The organism is Pedobacter sp. P26, assembly GCF_050632135.1.
Classification (GTDB): Bacteria; Bacteroidota; Bacteroidia; order Sphingobacteriales; family Sphingobacteriaceae; genus Pedobacter.
Genome location: NZ_CP192574.1, coordinates 4,523,806 through 4,541,504, shown reverse-complemented (window position 1 = coordinate 4,541,504; position 17,699 = coordinate 4,523,806). Strand labels below are relative to the sequence as shown.

Below are 17,699 nucleotides of genomic sequence, written 5' to 3'. Positions count from 1 at the left end.
AATTAATAGTCGTCTTTATGGCTATCATCTTCGAAGTTATCGCTATCAGAAAATTCATCTCCAAATTCGTCTTCTTCATTTTCCTCATCTTCATCTCTCTCTTCTTCATTAATGCCCATTTCGCCCATGGCTTCTAATTCGTCGGTGTCTTCAGGTACAAAATTCATTTCATTTAAGAAATCAAATTCGCTGGCAGCCGCAGCAGCACCTCTGGGGTCAACAGCTTGTGGACTATTCTGTTCCATTATTTTTGGTGCTTCGCCAGTGCTTTTAGCTAAAAATGGGTATTCGATATTTGGGTCCGCGTCAAGAATAATTTTTACCAATTCTACATGGAAATCATAAGGGCGATCGAAATTATAGATGTAGTAAAACTTTTGATGCGGATCTTCAATAAAACCACTCAGTTTAGAATTCTCCATTAAAACAACACGGTCTTTTTTACGCTCGCTAGGTAAATAAGCAATTTCATCACCTTTTAACCAATTATCAGTGCTTACGTAAAAAGAGGAAGATTTTTCGGCATTATAACCTGTAGATCTGTGAATAGCCTTATGGAGGTCTTCAAATGTTTGGTTTGATTTAATGTCGATCTCTCTCACAACATCATCAAAATCTTCGAAAGTAATTCTAAATTTATAAATAGCCATTATTGTATTTTGGAATCGTAAAAATAAAGTTAATTTATAATTACCACAAACATGATGTGCCATAAAAGACACCATATTCATATTGTTACGGCAATTAAATTATTTATTAACAGGATTTAATCCCATTTGTTTTGCCTGATTGAGCATAAAATTAAACGCTTCCTGGTAATCATTTGTGATCTCACCTTCCAATATCGCCTCACGGATGGCATTTTTAATTATGCCGACTTCTTTGCCTGCATTAAGACCAAAAGTTTCCATAATATCGTTACCAGAAATTGGAGGTTGCCAGTTTCTGATTTTATCGCGTTCCTCTACGTCCTTTAGCTTTTGTTTTACCAGTTCAAAGTTATTTCTATATTTTGTTTTTTTGTATTCGTTTTTCGTTGTGACATCGGCATTGCAGAGTAACATTAAGCTTTCAATTTCTTCTCCGGCATCAAAAAGTAATCGCCTTACGGCAGAATCAGTAACGGTTTCCTGTGCCAGAACAATCGGGCGTAAATGAAGCTGCACCAGTTTTTGCACATACTTCATCTTTTCATTTAAAGGAAGTTTTAGTTGTGCAAAAATTTTGGGAACCATGCGGGCGCCACGGTCTTCATGACCGTGAAATGTCCAACCATGGCCTTCTTCAAAACGTTTGGTTGCTGGTTTGGCAATATCATGCAAAATAGCTGCCCAGCGTAACCATAAATCATCGGTATCTGCACAGATGTTATCCAATACCTCTAAAGTGTGGTAGAAGTTGTCTTTATGGCCTTTTCCCTTAATAATTTCCACGCCATAAAGCTGTGCCATTTGAGGAAAAATGATATGCAATAATCCGGTATTAAAAAGATGTTTAAAACCTATAGACGGTTTTTTAGATAAGATGATTTTATTCATCTCATCAGTAATCCGCTCCCTGGAAACAATGCTGATGCGCTGCTTCTGTGTTTTAATGGCATTAAGCGCTGCCGGATCGATATCGAAATTAAGTTGTGAAGCAAAGCGGATGGCCCGCATCATGCGCAATGGATCATCCGAAAAAGTAATTTCCGGATCGAGCGGGGTACGGATCAGTTTATTTTCTAAATCTTTAACCCCATCAAAAGGATCTAAAAGTTCGCCAAAATGCGCAGCATTTAAATTAATTGCCAATGCATTGATGGTAAAATCCCTGCGGAGCTGATCGTCTTCTAAAGTGCCGTCTTCAACAATGGGTTTACGCGAATCCGATCGGTATGACTCTTTTCTCGCTCCTACAAATTCGACCTCTAAATCCTGATATTTGATGTTTGCCGTACCAAAGTTCTTAAATACAGCCACTTTGGTACCTAATTTTCGGCCTACAGCTTCTGCATATTCGATTCCACTACCCACCACAACTACATCAATATCTTTTGAAGGGCGATCTAAAAATAAATCGCGAACAAATCCCCCGATGACATAAGCTTCGGTTCTGCTTTTATCGGCAATTAAGGATAAAGTTTTAAATATTGGATTTTGTAGGTGTTGTTGCATCAAGTTAGTTATTTTGTCACGCCGAGATGGAAAGCGTCTGCGAGCTATGAAACAGATCCTTCATGCCTCAGGATGACAATAAGAATTACAAAAGTAATAAAATTACTTCCGAATAAATTCAAATTGTCCACCAGGAGAAAGTTTCATAATGGTCGATGGTTTTCTACTGCTTCGATTTTCCTGCTCAAAGTCTACCACGTAATCAACTGCATCAAGAATAGCCGGATCAATATCATCAAAGAATTTTGGTGAAGGTTGTCCGCTTAGATTTGCAGAGGTTGATACGATAGGTTTTCGAAAACGTTGGATTAATGGTGTGCAAAAATCATGTTTAACAATCCTGATGCCTACACTACCATCAGCATTGATTACATTTTGGGCCAGGTTTTTGGCATCCGAAAAAATGATGGTCAGTGGGTTTTCTGCATATTCGATCAGATCGTAAGCCACGTCAGGTATTTCTGCAACATAACTTTGCAGTTTGCTGTCTACATCGAGTAAAACGATTAAGCTCTTTTCGGCCGGACGGTTTTTTATTTTAAGCACTTTATCCACGGCTTCAGGATTGGTAGCATCGCAGCCTATTCCCCAAATGGTGTCGGTAGGATAGAGGATTACCCCACCCGATTTTAATACTTCAAAAGCTTTGTTAATCTCGTCTCTTAGCATTTTGCAAAGTTAATTTATAAAGCGGAAGTTAAATAATGTTAATCTACGGTTTTTAACCTCCCAACTTCATATTTTTAAACAAACTCGAAATTAATATGAAAAAAATAATAGTTATCACAATTTTCTTTTGCCTGTCTAAAGCGGTTATTGCCCAAAAAAAGATCATTTTTCATTATAGGAATATCGAAAACTTAAACGGAAGAATTAGTGATGTAAAATTGGAGCAATACTTTTGCAACGGGAAGTCTTTAGAAATGCCAGTTGTAAATAAAAGCTTAAAGAACGATTCTTCTTATGCTGATGACGAAATGAATAGTAAAAAGATAATAGTTGGTGATCTAGAACGTATGCCATTTATCCTGAAATCAAACGATGGTACCGGGCTTATTTATGCTGAAAATATCTGGCTAAAGAGTATGTTTTTGGTTTTTGATACGCTAAATAATTTTAACTGGGAAATATCAAATGAAAAGAAAAAGATCAATAATGAAATCTGTACAAAGGCTGAAACCGATTTTAGAGGTCGCAGATATATTGCCTGGTTTAAAAAAGACAATTTAACTAAAGTTGGTCCTTGGAAATTTGGGGGCTTGCCTGGAATTATATTTCAAGTATCCGATAATGAAAATATTTACAGTTATACCTTAGAAAATATTGAATATGTAGATCAATTTCCAGCAGAATTAAAAGTACCCAATGCTTACGCTAACGATGAAAAAATTAGTCACAGCATATTTATTTCGAAATGGAAAGCTAATAAAAGGGATTTGGAAAAAGATAATAATGTTCTTACTTATACATTAACAGGTTCAACAAATATTAAGAATATAGTTGCCCCGATAAAAGAGCTATATTGATTTCTACGATTGTAACTTATTATTTATCATTTATTTACTGCAGCCAATATGTTTTAATCCAATAAACCTGTATTTTAGTGATAGGTTATTAAATAAAACATAAAATGAAACACACACTTAAATGGGGTATGCTGTTTACTATTGTAATGGCATTTACCAGTTGTATTGCCGTGCTTACGGCATCAGATTACGACAAAAAGATCGATTTTTCTAAGTTAAAATCCTTTGCTTACTTCGAAAAAGGAATTGAACATTTAGAATTAAACAACCTCGACAAGCCCAGGATGTTAGATGCCCTTGAAACTGCCCTGGCTAAAAAGGGCTTTACTAAAGCTGGCCAACCAGATTTTTTGGTTAATGTAGTGATTTTGAGCAGCATTAATGCGAGGGCAGATTGGGGTTATAGTGGAGGCGGTTATCAATGGGATGCAGTTTCATCTTCGTACCAATGGAGAGATTCGCAATTCGGACCGCTCAACAGCAGCAAACAATATCAAACGGGTACCATTATCATTGATTTTTTGAATCCCGAAACCAAAGCAATTATGTGGCACGGGGTAGGATCGGGCTTTAATTTTGATGATTATGAAAACAGGGAGGAAAGAATAAAACTGGCAGTAAAACAGATCTTATCGGAATACCCGCCAATTTATTGATTTATCCATTTAATCCAATTGTAAAATATTTAGTCTGAGTGATATAACATCAAAACATAATCAAATAGAAATCGTTTTACAGATAACAATCTGATTGTAAAAAATGTTAAATGATTTGCCATTTGGTTTACAATATCGTTATATTTATGTCAGGTTATTTATACAACAGCGCACAAAATGAGAACAGCACAAAAATTATTAATGCTTTTTACAGTTGTATTGGCATTAGCAGGATGTACAACACTCCGCACCGCATCAGATTATGATAAAAATGTTGATTTAAGCGGTTACAAAACTTACAATTTTTACGATAAGGGCATTGCAAGGGTTAAGCTTAACAATTTGGACAAGCGCAGATTAATGGCTGCGGTTGAATCTGAAATGAATGCAAAAGGATTTACAAAATCAGATCGTCCGGATTTATTGGTTAATTTGGTGGTGGTTGCCCGGGAAAAAACTGACGTGTATGGCCCGGGTTATTATGGTGGCTGGGGTTGGGGCTGGCGTGGAGGCTGGGGAAATCCTTTCTGGGGCGGAGGCGGAACCTATGTGAATCAATATATTGATGGTACCATTATCATCGATTTTCTTGATCCGGCTAAAAAGATTTTATTCTGGCACGGACAGGGATCAGGTTTTAACCTCGATAACTTTAATAAAAGAGAACAACGTTTATACACCGGTGTAAAAGAAATATTGGCACAATACCCACCAACAGTTACTGCGGCTAAATAAGGTGTAAATGTTAAATTAAGCTAACAAGAGGGCTGTTGAATTTTTAAATAAGTTCAGGCCCTTTTTCTTTTGTTGCTTTTTAGCTTGTATTTTTTAATTACTACTACAGGCTGTCCAAATTTAAACCTGACATTCGCGGAAAGCCCGGAATCAGATCCTTCATCGGATGAGGACTTGCAGCATTGGCAGGACTAACATTTAACAGCAGCACTAACCTTGCTTTTCAAATATTAAAACTAAATTTCTGAAAATCGATCTAAATAAGTTACACATTCATTATGCGTTAAGCTATTATGAACGTAATTTAAGGATTATTAAAGAGATAAGTAGCAATTCATTAATTGCTGCGTAACCAAATTGCTGTTGAATTTTTGAACAAATTCCAATCCTTTTTCCTTCATCTTTTTTTGCAGCTGAGGACTTTCCAGAATTTGGTTAATTGCTTTTGCGAGTCCTTCGGCATCGTTTGGCGAAACGTATAAGCTATATGGTCCGCCAGCTTCTTCCAGGCATGAACCTGTTGCCGCAACCACCGGAACACCTGAATATAAAGCCTCTATAATGGGGATGCCAAAACCTTCGTAAAATGAAGGATAAACGAAAACACTGGCCATCTGGTAAATGCCGGGCAGATCGGCAAATGGAATATTTTTTAGAAATACGATCCTGTTCTTTAATCCAAGCTTTTCGATTTCTTTTTCTACGGTTTTAAAATAAGCCGTTTGTTTGCCTATTACTACGAGTTTATATTCCTCACTAACCTCTTTTAAAGCCTGTACAGCCAATTTGAGGTTTTTGCGCTCCTCGATGGTGCCAACGTTCAGGATGTATTTTGCAGGGAGTTTATAGGTTGCCTTGATACGGCTTAAGGTTGCTGTGGTAAAAGCTGTTTTAAAACTATCATCACAGCTTTGGTAAATCACTTCAATTTTTTCAGGACTGATCCCGTATAAATCAATAATGTCTTCTTTTGTTTTTTCGCTGATGGCGATAATTTTATTGGCACGTTTACAGGCCGATTTGCTTTTCCATCCGTATAATTCCCGGTCAATAAATTTATAGTATTGAGGAAAACGCAGAAAAATCAGATCGTGTATGGTAACAATCGATTTAATCCTGGTATGCTGTATGGCTAATGGGATTTCGTGACTCAGGCCATGAAAAATCTGGCAGCCGTCCTGATTTAAATCTTTTAGGATATTTAAGGTTCTCCATAAAAAAGAGCCGTTTTTAGGGAGTTTAAGTTTGATGTTATCTTTTTCAAAAAATGAACCAATCTGTTTGGCCGCTTTTACTTTTGGAGTATAAACGAGATACTCGTGTTCAGGATACTGGTCTGCTATATGTTCAATTAAAGACCGGCTGTAATTGCCCAATCCGGTTAAATTGTTGGCCGCACGTTTGCCATCGTATCCTATACGCATACTTCCCCCATCCCCCTAAAGGGGGAGTAGTATGCGTAAATGTTTTATTCGAGCTAAGCATTTTTGGTCTGCTAAAAGCCCCTTTAGGGGTTTGGGGTTATACTGCTACATTATTTTCTCTCAACGCATCGTTAAGCGAAGTTTTCTTATCTGTACTTTCTTTACGTTTTCCGATAATTAAAGCGCAAGGCACCTGAAATTCGCCGGCCGGGAATTTCTTAGTGTAACTACCAGGAATTACTACTGAACGTGCAGGAACAACACCCTTATATTCTACCGGAGTTGGGCCGGTTACATCGATAATTTTAGTCGATGCCGTTAATACCACATTGGCACCGAGTACCGCTTCTCTTTCTACTTTAACACCTTCTACAACAATTGCTCTTGAACCTAAAAAGGCATCATCTTCGATAATTACCGGAGCAGCTTGTACCGGCTCTAAAACACCACCAATACCCACACCACCACTTAAGTGAACGCGTTTACCAATCTGTGCGCATGAACCTACAGTAGCCCAGGTATCAACCATGGTACCTTCATCAACATAAGCACCAATGTTTACATAAGATGGCATCATGATTACACCTTTTGCTAAAAACGAACCGTAACGTGCGCTTGCCATAGGCACAACACGTACACCAGTTGCTTTATAATCAGTTTTTAATTCCATTTTATCATGGTAAACAAACGGACCGCTTTTAATTTCCTTCATCTCACGGATCGGGAAATATAAAATTACCGCCTTTTTTACCCATTCATTAATGCCCCAGGAGTTTAAAACTGGTTCAGCAACACGGATTTCGCCTTTATCTAAACCCTGAATTACGGTTTCGATGGCTTCGCAGTAGTTGCTATATTGTAAAAGGGTTCTGTCTTCCCAAGCGGCTTCAATTAATTTCTTTAAATCTGAATACATGATGTTTTTAAATTTTACGCAAAATAAATCAATTTTTGTTTATTAAAGGGTTAATTGTTTAAATTGTTTTGTAGTTAGGTGAGTGCAAAAGATTGTTGAATTGTTCGATTGTTCAGATTGCCAGCCTTAACGGGTTTAAAATGATTAGAATGATTTAACAATTAAGCAATAAAACAATTTAACAATTATTTACTTTTGAACCTTTATGACGGAGACAGAAAAACTTAGGATAGATAAATATTTATGGGCCATCAGGTTGTTTAAAACCCGGAGCCTTGCTACTGATGCCTGTAAAGCTGGAAGGGTGAAGTTGAAAGGGCAGAATATTAAACCTTCGGCCATCGTAAAAGTTGGTGATGTTTATCAGGTATCGAAAGGAATCGAGAAGAAAATCATTGAGGTAGTCGAGCTTTCATACAACAGAACTGATTCGCCAACGGCCTTAACTAAATATAAAGATCTAACGCCTGTTGAAGAAACCCATGCTTTTAAATCAATGTTTCATGCACCAAGCTTAAAACGCGATAGGGGTACAGGACGCCCAACTAAGAAAGACAGACGTGAAACGGATGACCTGATAGGCGGGATGTTCGAAGAAGAGTAGTTAGTTCTCAGTTTTCAATTTACGGTTTTCAGTTTCTTGCGAACTGATAACTGCGTACTGTAAACTGAAATACCTCATTCTATAACTCATCATGGCAGTTTTACCCAATTTTTCGATCAGTTTATAGTTGGCAACAGCTCCTACCGCTGCACCAACAAAAGGTAACATTTGGGCAAGTTTTGCCAAATCGATGTAATCGCGGTATTGTTGTTGGAAAGTGAGCCAGTCAAATTCATCGATATTGGTGGGTAACTGATGGGCTTTATCATCCCAATCCTGCATTTTAAAAAACACATTCTGACTTTCTTCCTTGCTCGAAAAGGCCAGTTGAAAAATGTGTAAAATGTATAAACGCTCGCGGTAATCTTTCACATCATAGCCGTAAACCGCGGCAATATCAAAAAGCATCTTCATTTTTATGCCCAGCAGTAAAGGGAAATCTGCCAGGCTCATTAAAAAACCGCCAGCACCCGTAATTCCACCTTCTGCAGCACCCGTTTTTTTGTAGCTATCAATTTTTTGCTTCGCCGATGCTTCGCGGTGCATTAATGTTAAATCTGTGATGGGCCTCGCAGTGGTAAATGTAGAGCCAAAAAGAGCGGCCTTAACCATTTGTTTAATTGCTGTCGTAATGGCATTATGGACCTTGTCGGGAATATAGCTATTTATTTTTTTCTGCACTTTATCCGTCACCTTACTCAAAAGTGAAGGTTTTTGTAAGATTTTAAATTTCCAGAAATCCAGTTCACTATTTATCTTATGTTCGTAGGTCATGTTCATTATCCTACAATAATTATTCCTTAAATTTTAACACAAATTAACTATGAAAAAAGATAAATAAACTATATATTTAGTTTACCTAATTAAAACTTAATTCTTTCATTATGAAAACCTTAAAATTGTTCTGTTTACTGCTGTTGGCTGCGGGAGCTGCTAATGCTCAAGGGGTAAAGTTTTCTGCTGACCAACCTGCGGCAGGAAGTACCGTTAAATTTACCTACGATCCAAAAGGAACCAATCTGGAAAACCTGACCGATGTAAAATGTACCAGTTATACTTTTTTTCGAAATCCAATCCAAAAAACACCAAAATTGAACTGGTAAAAGAAGGGGCGATTTATAAAGGAGAAATTTCAACCCCGGATAGCGTTACCTTGGTTGGACTTGCTTTTTCGGTTGGCGATCAGAAAGATGAAACGCCTGCTGGTTATGTTATTGAATTTACCAAAGGTGGAAAAGTACCTGCTGAAGCTTATCTTAATGAAGCCTTTTTATACGGATTGGCCGGAAATTATTATCTTGGGCTTACCATCGATCCAGAAAAAGCAGTTACTTTATATAATCAGGCATTCGCCTTAAAGCCAGCGCTGAAAAAGAAAAACCTGCAACAATATCTTTCGCTTGAGTATAAAGCAGATAAAGATAAGGGAACAAAGCTCATCAACGAGAATATTTTGGCCTTATCTAAATTAAAAGAACCTAAAGAAGAAGATTTAAGCACTGTTATTGGACTGTATTCATTGTTAAAGAAAAAAGCTCAGGCAGACTCGGTAAAAATAATTCTTTTGAAAAAATATCCGACAGGAAATTATGCCTGGGGAGACGATATGAATGCGCTATACGGTACAAAAGATTTTGAAACACAGGAGAAAAAAGCAGCAGGCATGATTGCCAAATTCAAATTCGATGCTAGCAAAAAAGCAGATGCCGATAAGTTAAATTCAATTTATGGCATTTTGGCAAACGCAAGTATACAGGCAAAAAATGCCGATAAATTTGAACTTTATGCTGGTAAAGTAACTAATAAACAAACCAAGGCTAATTTGTATAATTCTTTTGCCTGGCCGTTGGCTGAGAAAAAAGAAAACCTGGAACTAGCAACACAACTCTCTAAAAAATCGCTCGATTTAATAGAAGAGGCTAAAAATAGTGAAGTACCAGTTTATTTTTCTTCAAAAGATGAGTACATAAAATCGCTTGATCGGGCTTATGCCATGTATGCCGATACTTATGCACTATTACTGCATCATCAGGGTAATAACAAGGAAGCATTGGCTTATCAGGAAAAAGCTAAGGCTTATAATGATGCTAGTGGAAACGAACGGTACATCATGTATTTAAATTTAACGGGTAATAAAGATAAAGCCTATGCTGAAGCCGAAAAGATCATAAAAGAAGGGAAAGCTACTGACTCTTTGAAAACAATTTTCAAAACGCTTTACACTTCACTAAAGAAAGAAGGAACTTACGAAACCTATATTGCCAACTTAGAAAAAGCAGCACTGGAAAAAGAAAGAGCGGAGTGGACCAAAAAAATGATCAGTATCCCTGCGCCTGCGTTTTCTTTAACCAATCTTAAAGGGGAAAAGGTAAGCTTAGCCAGTTTAAAAGGGAAGATTGTAATTTTAGATTATTGGGCAACCTGGTGCGGCCCTTGTGTAGCTTCTTTTCCGGGGATGCAAAAAGCCATGGTGAAATATTCAGGTAATCCCAATGTAGTATTCTTGTTTGTAAACACCTGGCAAAATGAAGAAAACAGGGAAAAAGTGGTTACCGATTTTATTGCCGAAAAGAAATATAATTTTAACGTGCTTTATGATACTAAAAACGCAAAAGACCCCTCAAAATTTGATGTGGTAAGTGCCTATAGGGTTGATGGAATCCCTACCAAATTTGTGATAGATGGTGATGGTAATATCAGGTTTAAAGCCGTTGGTTTCTCAGGCTCTGATGATGGTGTGGTGAAAGAAATAGATGCCATGGTCGGATTACTGGCTTCTAAAGAATCGGGTAAATAAACGCCTCAATTTAACAACAAAAGGTGCTGAATTATCGGCACCTTTTTTCGTTTAATAATCTACCCGCATTGCAGAAGTTTCCCATAGCTTAAAAGCCGACAAAGCTTCATCCCGCATCAGTTGGATTACCGGAAGGCTTCTTTTTTCCATCGGTTTATCTAATTCTTCATAAATAAACTTATCACTAAAACCAATGTTTTCGGCATCTGCCTTGGTATTTGCATAATAAATGGTATCAATTTTTGCCCAATAAATAGCACCCAAACACATAGGGCAAGGTTCGCAACTGGTATAAATTACACAGCCACTTAAATCGAATGTATTCAATTCGGTACAAGCTAACCGAATGGCCGAAACCTCGGCATGTGCCGTAGGATCGTTGGTTGAAGTTACCTTATTGGCCGATTTAGCAATCAACTTGCCATCTTTCACCACCACAGCGCCAAAAGGCCCGCCAATACTTTCGCTTACATTCTGTACAGATAGGTCTATTGCCATCTGCATATATTCCTGATGTTGATTCTCCATTTTATATCCTGATTAGTTCCACTGTCGTTAAAATTCTAAAATAACAGCACAAAAAAAATGCCCCGATTTATGCGGGGCATTCTGGTTTAAATATCTTTTTAACTTATTTTTTGCTGTATTCTGCGTTTAAGCCTTTAATTACTTCCGAAGTAACATCTAAACTTTCATCAGCAAATAAAATAGCGCTGTTACCTTTTGAATAAGTTAAAACCATTTTATAACCCTTTCCTTTAGCGTAACCTTTTAAATATTCTGCAACTTTATCATACAATTTTTCGTTTTCAGCAGCTTGCTCATTCTGTAAAGCACCACCGGCATTTTGTTGATAAGTTTGCAATTCCTGTTGCTTACGTGCTAAACGCTCTTCAGTGCTTTTACGTTGATCAGCAGATAAAGTTTGTGCCGATTGTTGGTATTGTGCTACCTCTCTTTGGAAAGCCTGACCTTTAGCCTGCATGTCTGCCTGTGCATTTTTGCTCTTGCCTTCAAATTTCACTTTAAGATCTTTGAAGTATTCATATTTTGTAAGTAACGAGTCGGAGTTTACATACACAATTTTCTCAGTTGGAGAAACCGCTGCAGTAGTACCCTCTGTTTTTTTAGTTTCAGTAGTTTTAGTGTCTTTGTTCTGGCATGCAGAGAAAGCAGTTATCAAAGTTGCTGTTGCAAGTAAACCAAAGGTTTTAAAGGTTCTTCTTTCCATTCTTGTTTAATAAATTTTAGCAAACTTATATAAATTAGTTTTGATATGCAATTTAAAGAAACGGCTATTGCGCTACAAGGGTACTTTTGCATTTAGCGCAGTACGTAAATCATTTAATTTACTGAACGCTTGCCACTCAATCTGATAGAGGTTATTTGAAAAGCAAAGCCTGTGTTTCAAACGGCTGTTTGCCCCGCTGTCCGCTTTATTTCATGCCCGCTTCCATCGGGTTTAGGTGGCATGGCAGGTACTACTATTTGGGGCTGCAGGGAGGCAATAGCAAATTTTAAAACACCAAACGTTCCTACGGAACGAAAACGCCAATTAAACAATTAGCTACCTATGAACCGTCCCTAACGGGACGGCAGGCAAGTATTAGTTTTTTTAAAAAAATATCCGCTGTGGCTTGTCATTAAGTTAATTCATCTGCGCAGGTAACATATTTAACCACAGATAAAAAGGATTCAGACAGATATAAAAATCTGTGTTTATCTGTGTACATCTGTGGTTAAAACCCTTAACTTAATGACAACGTTTTTAGGGACGTTTGATGGTTAATTCGTTAATATCCTGTACCATTTGCCCACCAAACCCAATTGAAATGAAAATCTCGTGCTTCTTCTGCGGGACTTATAATTAAAAGTGGGAGGAGACATAGGTTGGAATGCAGGTTTTGCTTTCCAAAACCTGATTTAAACCAGTTTTAATCGCTTTAACAGTAATCTCTTAACAGCTCAAAACTTATCCACATATTAGTTTAAATGCCAAAATTTCCGTATTTTTGATACTTATTGTTTTTAATTAAAATATGAGCGAAGAACAGGATTTAAAGTCAAATTATTCGGCAGATAATATACAGGTTTTAGAAGGTTTAGAAGCGGTGCGTAAGCGCCCTTCAATGTATATAGGTGATACTGGTGTTAAAGGTTTACACCATTTGGTTTACGAGGTTGTGGATAACTCTATTGATGAGGCTTTGGCCGGTCATGCAGATACCATCGACGTTCGCATTTTAGAGGGTAACTCTATCAGGGTTGAAGATAATGGTCGTGGTATTCCGACCGGGATCAATAAAAAAGAAAACAAATCGGCGCTTGAAATCGTAATGACAGTTTTACACGCCGGTGGTAAATTTGATAAAGATACTTATAAGGTTTCGGGTGGTTTGCACGGGGTGGGGGTAAGTTGCGTTAACGCATTATCTACCGATTTAAAAGCAGAAGTGCACCGCGAAGGCAAGATCTGGATGCAGGAATATAAAATTGGCGTTCCGCAGTATGATGTTAAAGAAGTTGGAACTACCGATAAACGTGGTACGATTGTAACATTCACTCCGGATGAAACGATTTTCACCCAAACTACCGAATACAAATACGATACTTTAGCTGGCCGTTTGCGCGAGTTATCTTTCTTAAATAAGGGGATTAAATTAACGTTAACTGATGAGCGTGAGAAACTGGATGACGGTTCTTATTTTTCGGAAACTTTTCATTCAGAAGGTGGTTTAAAAGAGTTTGTAGCCTTTTTAGATGATACCCGTACTTCTATTCTGGCCGAGCCGATTTATATTGAAGGTATTAAAAATGGTGTTCCGGTTGAGCTGGCTTTCCAGTATAATGATAGTTATTCTGAAAATGTGCACTCTTATGTAAACAACATCAATACCCACGAGGGCGGTACACACATTGCCGGTTTCCGCAGGGGTTTAACCCGTACTTTAAAAAACTATGCCGATAAGGAAGGTTTATTAAAGAACGTAAAAATGGAAATTACCGGTGATGACTTCAGGGAAGGATTAACCGCAGTAGTTTCGGTAAAAGTACAGGAACCGCAATTTGAAGGACAAACCAAAACCAAACTGGGTAACAGTGAGGTAATGGGATCTGTTGATGTTGCAGTGGGAGAGGCGTTGGGTAATTATCTGGAAGAAAACCCGAAAGAGGCTAAAATGATTATCAATAAGGTAATCTTAGCGGCTACAGCGCGTGCTGCGGCCCGTAAAGCCCGTGAAATGGTGCAGCGTAAGAGTGTAATGGGTGGTTCGGGTTTACCGGGTAAGCTTGCAGATTGTTCTGACAGTGATCCCGAAAGATGCGAGATTTATCTGGTAGAGGGTGACTCGGCGGGTGGTACCGCTAAACAAGGTCGCGATCGGAACATTCAGGCCATTTTGCCTTTAAAAGGTAAAATCCTGAACGTAGAGAAAGCGATGGAGCACAAAATTTACGAAAATGACGAGATCAAAAACATGTTTACAGCCATTGGGGTAAGCATTGGTACACCAGAGGATAATAAAGCATTAAACTTAACTAAACTGCGTTACCACAAGATTGTAATCATGACGGATGCGGATATCGATGGTTCACACATTACCACTTTGATCTTAACTTTCTTTTACCGTTACATGAGAGCGTTAATCGAAGCAGGTTATGTTTATATTGCTTCGCCACCACTTTATCAGGTCAAAAAAGGTAAAGAATTTGAATATTGCTGGAATGACGTTCAGCGCGATGCGGCTGTACAGCGTTTAAAAGGTGCAGGTAAAGAAGATAGTGTACATATTCAGCGTTATAAAGGTTTAGGTGAGATGAACGCAGAACAATTGTGGGAAACTACTTTAAATCCTGCAACACGTACTTTATTACAAGCTACTATCGAAAGTGCTGCAGAGTGCGATCATACTTTCTCTATGTTAATGGGCGATGAAGTTGCTCCACGCAGGGAGTTTATTGAGCGTAATGCAAAATATGCGAAGATTGATGCTTAACCCCTAAATCTCCTAAACGGGAATTAATATACGAACCCTCTTCGACTTAAGTTGAAGAGGGCTTTTTTGTGTTATATTAATTATCTCGAGACACTAAATCATCCTATAATGTTTGCGCTACAAACTATTAATCGCTTAATAAACAAAGCCATTCAAAAAAAATGAATGGCTTTTATTTTATTTATACACTATGAACCATCGATTCTTTTTATCCAAAAAGAAAGCTAATGGTATTAACTAACCATCTCAACAATGAGATTTATTTTTAGGCTTTGCGGTAATTACAAAATGTAATATGAGCCAACCGGAGCCAGTTCTGTTTGAGGTTTGTCCTCATATATTTTATTATCGTCTAACATCTGGCAAAGATCGCGTTCAATAGTTCTGCAGATGGTTGTAGTTGGGGTATCCGTAGGTTTATTCTCGAAGGGATCCTGAAGATGAACGGCCATTTTTTCCACCAATAAAAAGAATGCTGCAATAGCAACGACTAAAGGAACTTCCATGTAACCAAAGTATTCGATCAATCCGAAAGGCAACAATACGATGAATAAATGGATAGACATATTGATATATTTGCTATACGTAACGGGGAAAACGGTGTTTTTAATTCTTTCGGATCCACCCATGTGGTTACATAAACCTGTTATCGTTTTGTCTATTTCTATCTGCTGGTATTTATTGATCCAGCCTTCCTGTAATGCCCTTTTTAAATCCATGGCGTGTAACTCCAATATGGTGGCGGTTACATTTTTACGTTTTTTGATAAAAGCGATTTCATCTGCATTAAGGTATTCTTCAAGGCCTTTCCGTGCATTAAACCCCCTGAGCGATTGACTTAAAGCATAACACCAGGCAATCTGTCTTTTAATAAAACGGGCCTTAAATTCCTCAATTTCATCCAATCCATAAGGATTTTCAACGAAAGACAATATCTGGCGGGAAAGCGTTCTCGAATCGTTAACTATGGCGCCCCAAAGAATCCTTGCCTCCCACCATCTATCGTATGCCTGGTTAGACCGAAATGCCAATAGAAGCGAAATGATTGTTCCCAGTAAAGCTGGTACAGCAACAGGAATGGAAATGCGGGTAACGTGAAAGTTCTCATACAATACCACAATACCTATAGAGTAACCAATAACAAACAGGAGTTCTTTTTTGATCTTTCCGAATATATAAGTGAGCGGAATATTATTTCGTAATAGCATAATATAAAGTTTGAAGGTGATAATTAAGAATTTGCTTCTTGCAACTGCGTTTCGTGTATTTTTGTGTCAATTAAGTTTTCGCTGGCATGAACTGTCAATGCGTTTAATTGAATTACTGTGCAGCCTGCACGTTCCGTTAATATTTTAGGATCGATGCTATATTTGTTGATTGGCGTAAAATTGTATTCTTTTAAATAGGCAATGCATTCTATATCAAAAGCTTCGATAAAGTTTTTGAAAGCTGCTACTGTACTTCCGTAAAAATATTCGATCCCGATTGTATTGATCTGAGTAGGATACTTTGTTTTGGCTTGATTCATCTGCTGATAAAATTCGTCGCTCACATTTTCATAATCGCGGCTGCGGCGACTCAACATTAACATATCAGTGATCGAATCTGATAATTTAAAGGCGTGTACAAAAATGATATTCAAACTTTCATTTTTTTGATGTTGAACCAGCGCATCAATAATTTTAATGCTATCTAATTTAAAGTCGGTCGGAACTAATACTGTTTTCATCGCTATATCTTGTTTAAATGAATTGAAATATTATTTATACAAGTTTAGTGTGATGTTATTATAGCGAAATAAGAGTAAGATTAGAATGAGATTAGAACGTACTCCTTTTTGGAGTTACCAGTTTATTGGTTCACTTTTCAATAGTTCATTTGTGTGATAGAGTTGCAAGTGATCTTTAATTGTTGATTGCTCGATTGATAAATTATTTAAGTCTGAGAGAACAAAAAAACCTTAATGTTCTTAATTTCTTAATGATCAAAGAATGTAGGGTGAAAGGGTAAAGTAATGACCATCCAATAAGCAATGGCAATTGAAAACTAAGCTATCAACCATGAACTAGTTTACAAATGGCCAATGAACTAATGAACCATTAAAATGAACTAACTTTTCGTCGGTAATAAAACCTTTATTTCTGAACCAATTCCTACTTGTGATTTAATGGCGATACTGCCTCTGTGCAAACGGATGATATTAAGTGAAAGTGGTAAACCAACGCCATAACCTTTAAAATCAGAAGTGTTCGATGCCCGGTAGAAAGGTTCAAATATGTGCTGAATATCGGTTTGTGGAATACCAATACCTCTATCGGTTACAGCAATAGAAAGCATATTAGCATTACTTTCTATACTAATGCTCACCAGATTCTCATTAGAATATTTGCAGGCGTTGCTTACAATATTACTGATGGCCAGTTTCATCAGGTTCTTATTTACCCTGAGCGAAAGCAGTTCCTCGTCGTCGGGAAGTTTGCTGAAATCGATCTCTATTTTACTGTTAGGATGTACCTGGTTTACCGAATCTTTAATTTCCCATAACAGTTCGTCCATTCTTACTTCTTCCCAGGGCTGGTTTTTCCCGTTGAAACCCGATTGTGCCAGGCCTAATAAACTGGTTAAGATATGTTCCAGCCTTTCTGCCTCATCTTTAATTTTCGATAATGCTTTTTCCTGTTTAGCCTTATCTTCTATGGTTTTCATGGCCAGTTCTACCTCTCCACTAATGATGGTTAAAGGTGTTCTCAGCTCGTGTGAGGCATTACTGATAAAATTATTCTGCGTTTCGAAAGCGGTTTCCAAACGGTTGAGCATATTATTGAAGGTTTGGGCCAACTGCGACATTTCATCATTTCCTTTTTTAACATCCAACCTTAAGTGTAAA

The 17,699-nt window shown here is 37.6% G+C and carries 18 protein-coding genes; 7 read left to right on the top strand and 11 right to left on the bottom strand.

Annotated features, from left to right (window positions below):
• Positions 1–2 precede the first annotated feature (2 nt).
• The 3 genes from ACQ86H_RS21035 to ACQ86H_RS21025 form a co-directional block, all read right to left on the bottom strand.
• Positions 3–650 (bottom strand): plasmid pRiA4b ORF-3 family protein, encoded by a 648-nt coding sequence (locus tag ACQ86H_RS21035; RefSeq protein ID WP_138820637.1) that lies wholly within the window; start codon positions 648–650, stop codon positions 3–5.
• Between the two features lie 99 nt (positions 651–749).
• Positions 750–2,156: a CCA tRNA nucleotidyltransferase gene (locus ACQ86H_RS21030; RefSeq protein ID WP_431292374.1), complete on the bottom strand. Its 1,407-nt coding sequence runs from the start codon at positions 2,154–2,156 to the stop codon at positions 750–752.
• Between the two features lie 102 nt (positions 2,157–2,258).
• Positions 2,259–2,825, bottom strand: coding sequence for an L-threonylcarbamoyladenylate synthase (locus ACQ86H_RS21025; protein WP_138820639.1), 567 nt, complete (start codon positions 2,823–2,825; stop codon positions 2,259–2,261).
• 95 nt (positions 2,826–2,920) lie between these two features.
• Between ACQ86H_RS21025 and ACQ86H_RS21020 the strand changes: the two genes are divergently transcribed.
• The 3 genes from ACQ86H_RS21020 to ACQ86H_RS21010 all read left to right on the top strand — a co-directional run bounded on the left by ACQ86H_RS21020 (position 2,921) and on the right by ACQ86H_RS21010 (position 5,073).
• Positions 2,921–3,682 carry a GLPGLI family protein gene (locus ACQ86H_RS21020; protein WP_431292373.1) on the top strand — a complete coding sequence of 254 codons (762 nt, stop codon included), beginning with the start codon at positions 2,921–2,923 and terminating at the stop codon, positions 3,680–3,682.
• A gap of 104 nt (positions 3,683–3,786) precedes the next feature.
• Positions 3,787–4,338, top strand: coding sequence for a DUF4136 domain-containing protein (locus tag ACQ86H_RS21015; protein ID WP_431292372.1), 552 nt, complete (start codon positions 3,787–3,789; stop codon positions 4,336–4,338).
• Positions 4,339–4,515: 177 nt separating this feature from the next.
• The gene (locus tag ACQ86H_RS21010) at positions 4,516–5,073 is read left to right on the top strand and encodes a DUF4136 domain-containing protein (protein WP_138820642.1); all 558 of its coding nucleotides are present in this window, start codon (positions 4,516–4,518) and stop codon (positions 5,071–5,073) included.
• Positions 5,074–5,387: 314 nt separating this feature from the next.
• Here ACQ86H_RS21010 and ACQ86H_RS21005 read toward each other — a convergent pair whose 3' ends face one another.
• Both ACQ86H_RS21005 and ACQ86H_RS21000 read right to left on the bottom strand, forming a co-directional pair.
• The gene (locus ACQ86H_RS21005) at positions 5,388–6,497 is read right to left on the bottom strand and encodes a glycosyltransferase family 4 protein (RefSeq protein WP_138820643.1); all 1,110 of its coding nucleotides are present in this window, start codon (positions 6,495–6,497) and stop codon (positions 5,388–5,390) included.
• A 97-nt stretch (positions 6,498–6,594) separates the two neighbouring features.
• Complete coding sequence (locus tag ACQ86H_RS21000) at positions 6,595–7,413, bottom strand: 2,3,4,5-tetrahydropyridine-2,6-dicarboxylate N-succinyltransferase (RefSeq protein ID WP_207908365.1); 819 nt, start codon at positions 7,411–7,413, stop codon at positions 6,595–6,597.
• Positions 7,414–7,618: 205 nt separating this feature from the next.
• Between ACQ86H_RS21000 and ACQ86H_RS20995 the strand changes: the two genes are divergently transcribed.
• Positions 7,619–8,017, top strand: coding sequence for an RNA-binding S4 domain-containing protein (locus ACQ86H_RS20995; protein ID WP_138820644.1), 399 nt, complete (start codon positions 7,619–7,621; stop codon positions 8,015–8,017).
• Here the strand turns inward: ACQ86H_RS20995 and ACQ86H_RS20990 are convergent, their stop codons facing one another.
• On the bottom strand, positions 8,018–8,791 hold the full coding sequence (locus ACQ86H_RS20990) for an EcsC family protein (protein ID WP_138820846.1): 774 nt from the start codon (positions 8,789–8,791) through the stop codon (positions 8,018–8,020).
• A 110-nt stretch (positions 8,792–8,901) separates the two neighbouring features.
• Here ACQ86H_RS20990 and ACQ86H_RS20985 point away from each other — a divergent pair, with 110 nt between their 5' ends.
• Together ACQ86H_RS20985 and ACQ86H_RS20980 are read left to right on the top strand one after the other, a co-directional pair.
• Positions 8,902–9,120, top strand: coding sequence for a hypothetical protein (locus ACQ86H_RS20985; protein WP_431292371.1), 219 nt, complete (start codon positions 8,902–8,904; stop codon positions 9,118–9,120).
• On the top strand, positions 9,060–10,814 hold the full coding sequence (locus ACQ86H_RS20980) for a TlpA family protein disulfide reductase (protein ID WP_431292370.1): 1,755 nt from the start codon (positions 9,060–9,062) through the stop codon (positions 10,812–10,814). The genes ACQ86H_RS20985 and ACQ86H_RS20980 overlap by 61 nt, the downstream gene beginning before the upstream one ends.
• Before the next feature lie 51 nt (positions 10,815–10,865).
• Here ACQ86H_RS20980 and ACQ86H_RS20975 read toward each other — a convergent pair whose 3' ends face one another.
• Both ACQ86H_RS20975 and ACQ86H_RS20970 read right to left on the bottom strand, forming a co-directional pair.
• Entirely contained in the window at positions 10,866–11,342 is a 477-nt protein-coding gene (locus tag ACQ86H_RS20975) for a nucleoside deaminase (protein WP_138820646.1), read from the bottom strand.
• A gap of 103 nt (positions 11,343–11,445) precedes the next feature.
• Complete coding sequence (locus ACQ86H_RS20970) at positions 11,446–12,045, bottom strand: OmpH family outer membrane protein (protein ID WP_138820647.1); 600 nt, start codon at positions 12,043–12,045, stop codon at positions 11,446–11,448.
• Positions 12,046–12,853: 808 nt separating this feature from the next.
• Here ACQ86H_RS20970 and gyrB point away from each other — a divergent pair.
• Positions 12,854–14,812 (top strand): DNA topoisomerase (ATP-hydrolyzing) subunit B, encoded by a 1,959-nt coding sequence (gene gyrB / locus ACQ86H_RS20965; protein ID WP_138820648.1) that lies wholly within the window; start codon positions 12,854–12,856, stop codon positions 14,810–14,812.
• A 281-nt stretch (positions 14,813–15,093) separates the two neighbouring features.
• Here the strand turns inward: gyrB and ACQ86H_RS20960 are convergent, their stop codons facing one another.
• From ACQ86H_RS20960 to ACQ86H_RS20950, 3 genes are all read right to left on the bottom strand, one after another.
• Positions 15,094–16,020, bottom strand: a complete 927-nt coding sequence (locus ACQ86H_RS20960) for a bestrophin family protein (protein WP_138820649.1) — start codon at positions 16,018–16,020, stop codon at positions 15,094–15,096.
• A 23-nt stretch (positions 16,021–16,043) separates the two neighbouring features.
• Positions 16,044–16,541, bottom strand: coding sequence for a hypothetical protein (locus ACQ86H_RS20955; RefSeq protein WP_138820650.1), 498 nt, complete (start codon positions 16,539–16,541; stop codon positions 16,044–16,046).
• A 380-nt stretch (positions 16,542–16,921) separates the two neighbouring features.
• The gene (locus ACQ86H_RS20950; RefSeq protein WP_431292369.1) at positions 16,922–17,686 is read right to left on the bottom strand and encodes a HAMP domain-containing sensor histidine kinase; all 765 of its coding nucleotides are present in this window, start codon (positions 17,684–17,686) and stop codon (positions 16,922–16,924) included.
• Between the last annotated feature and the right edge of the window lie 13 nt (positions 17,687–17,699).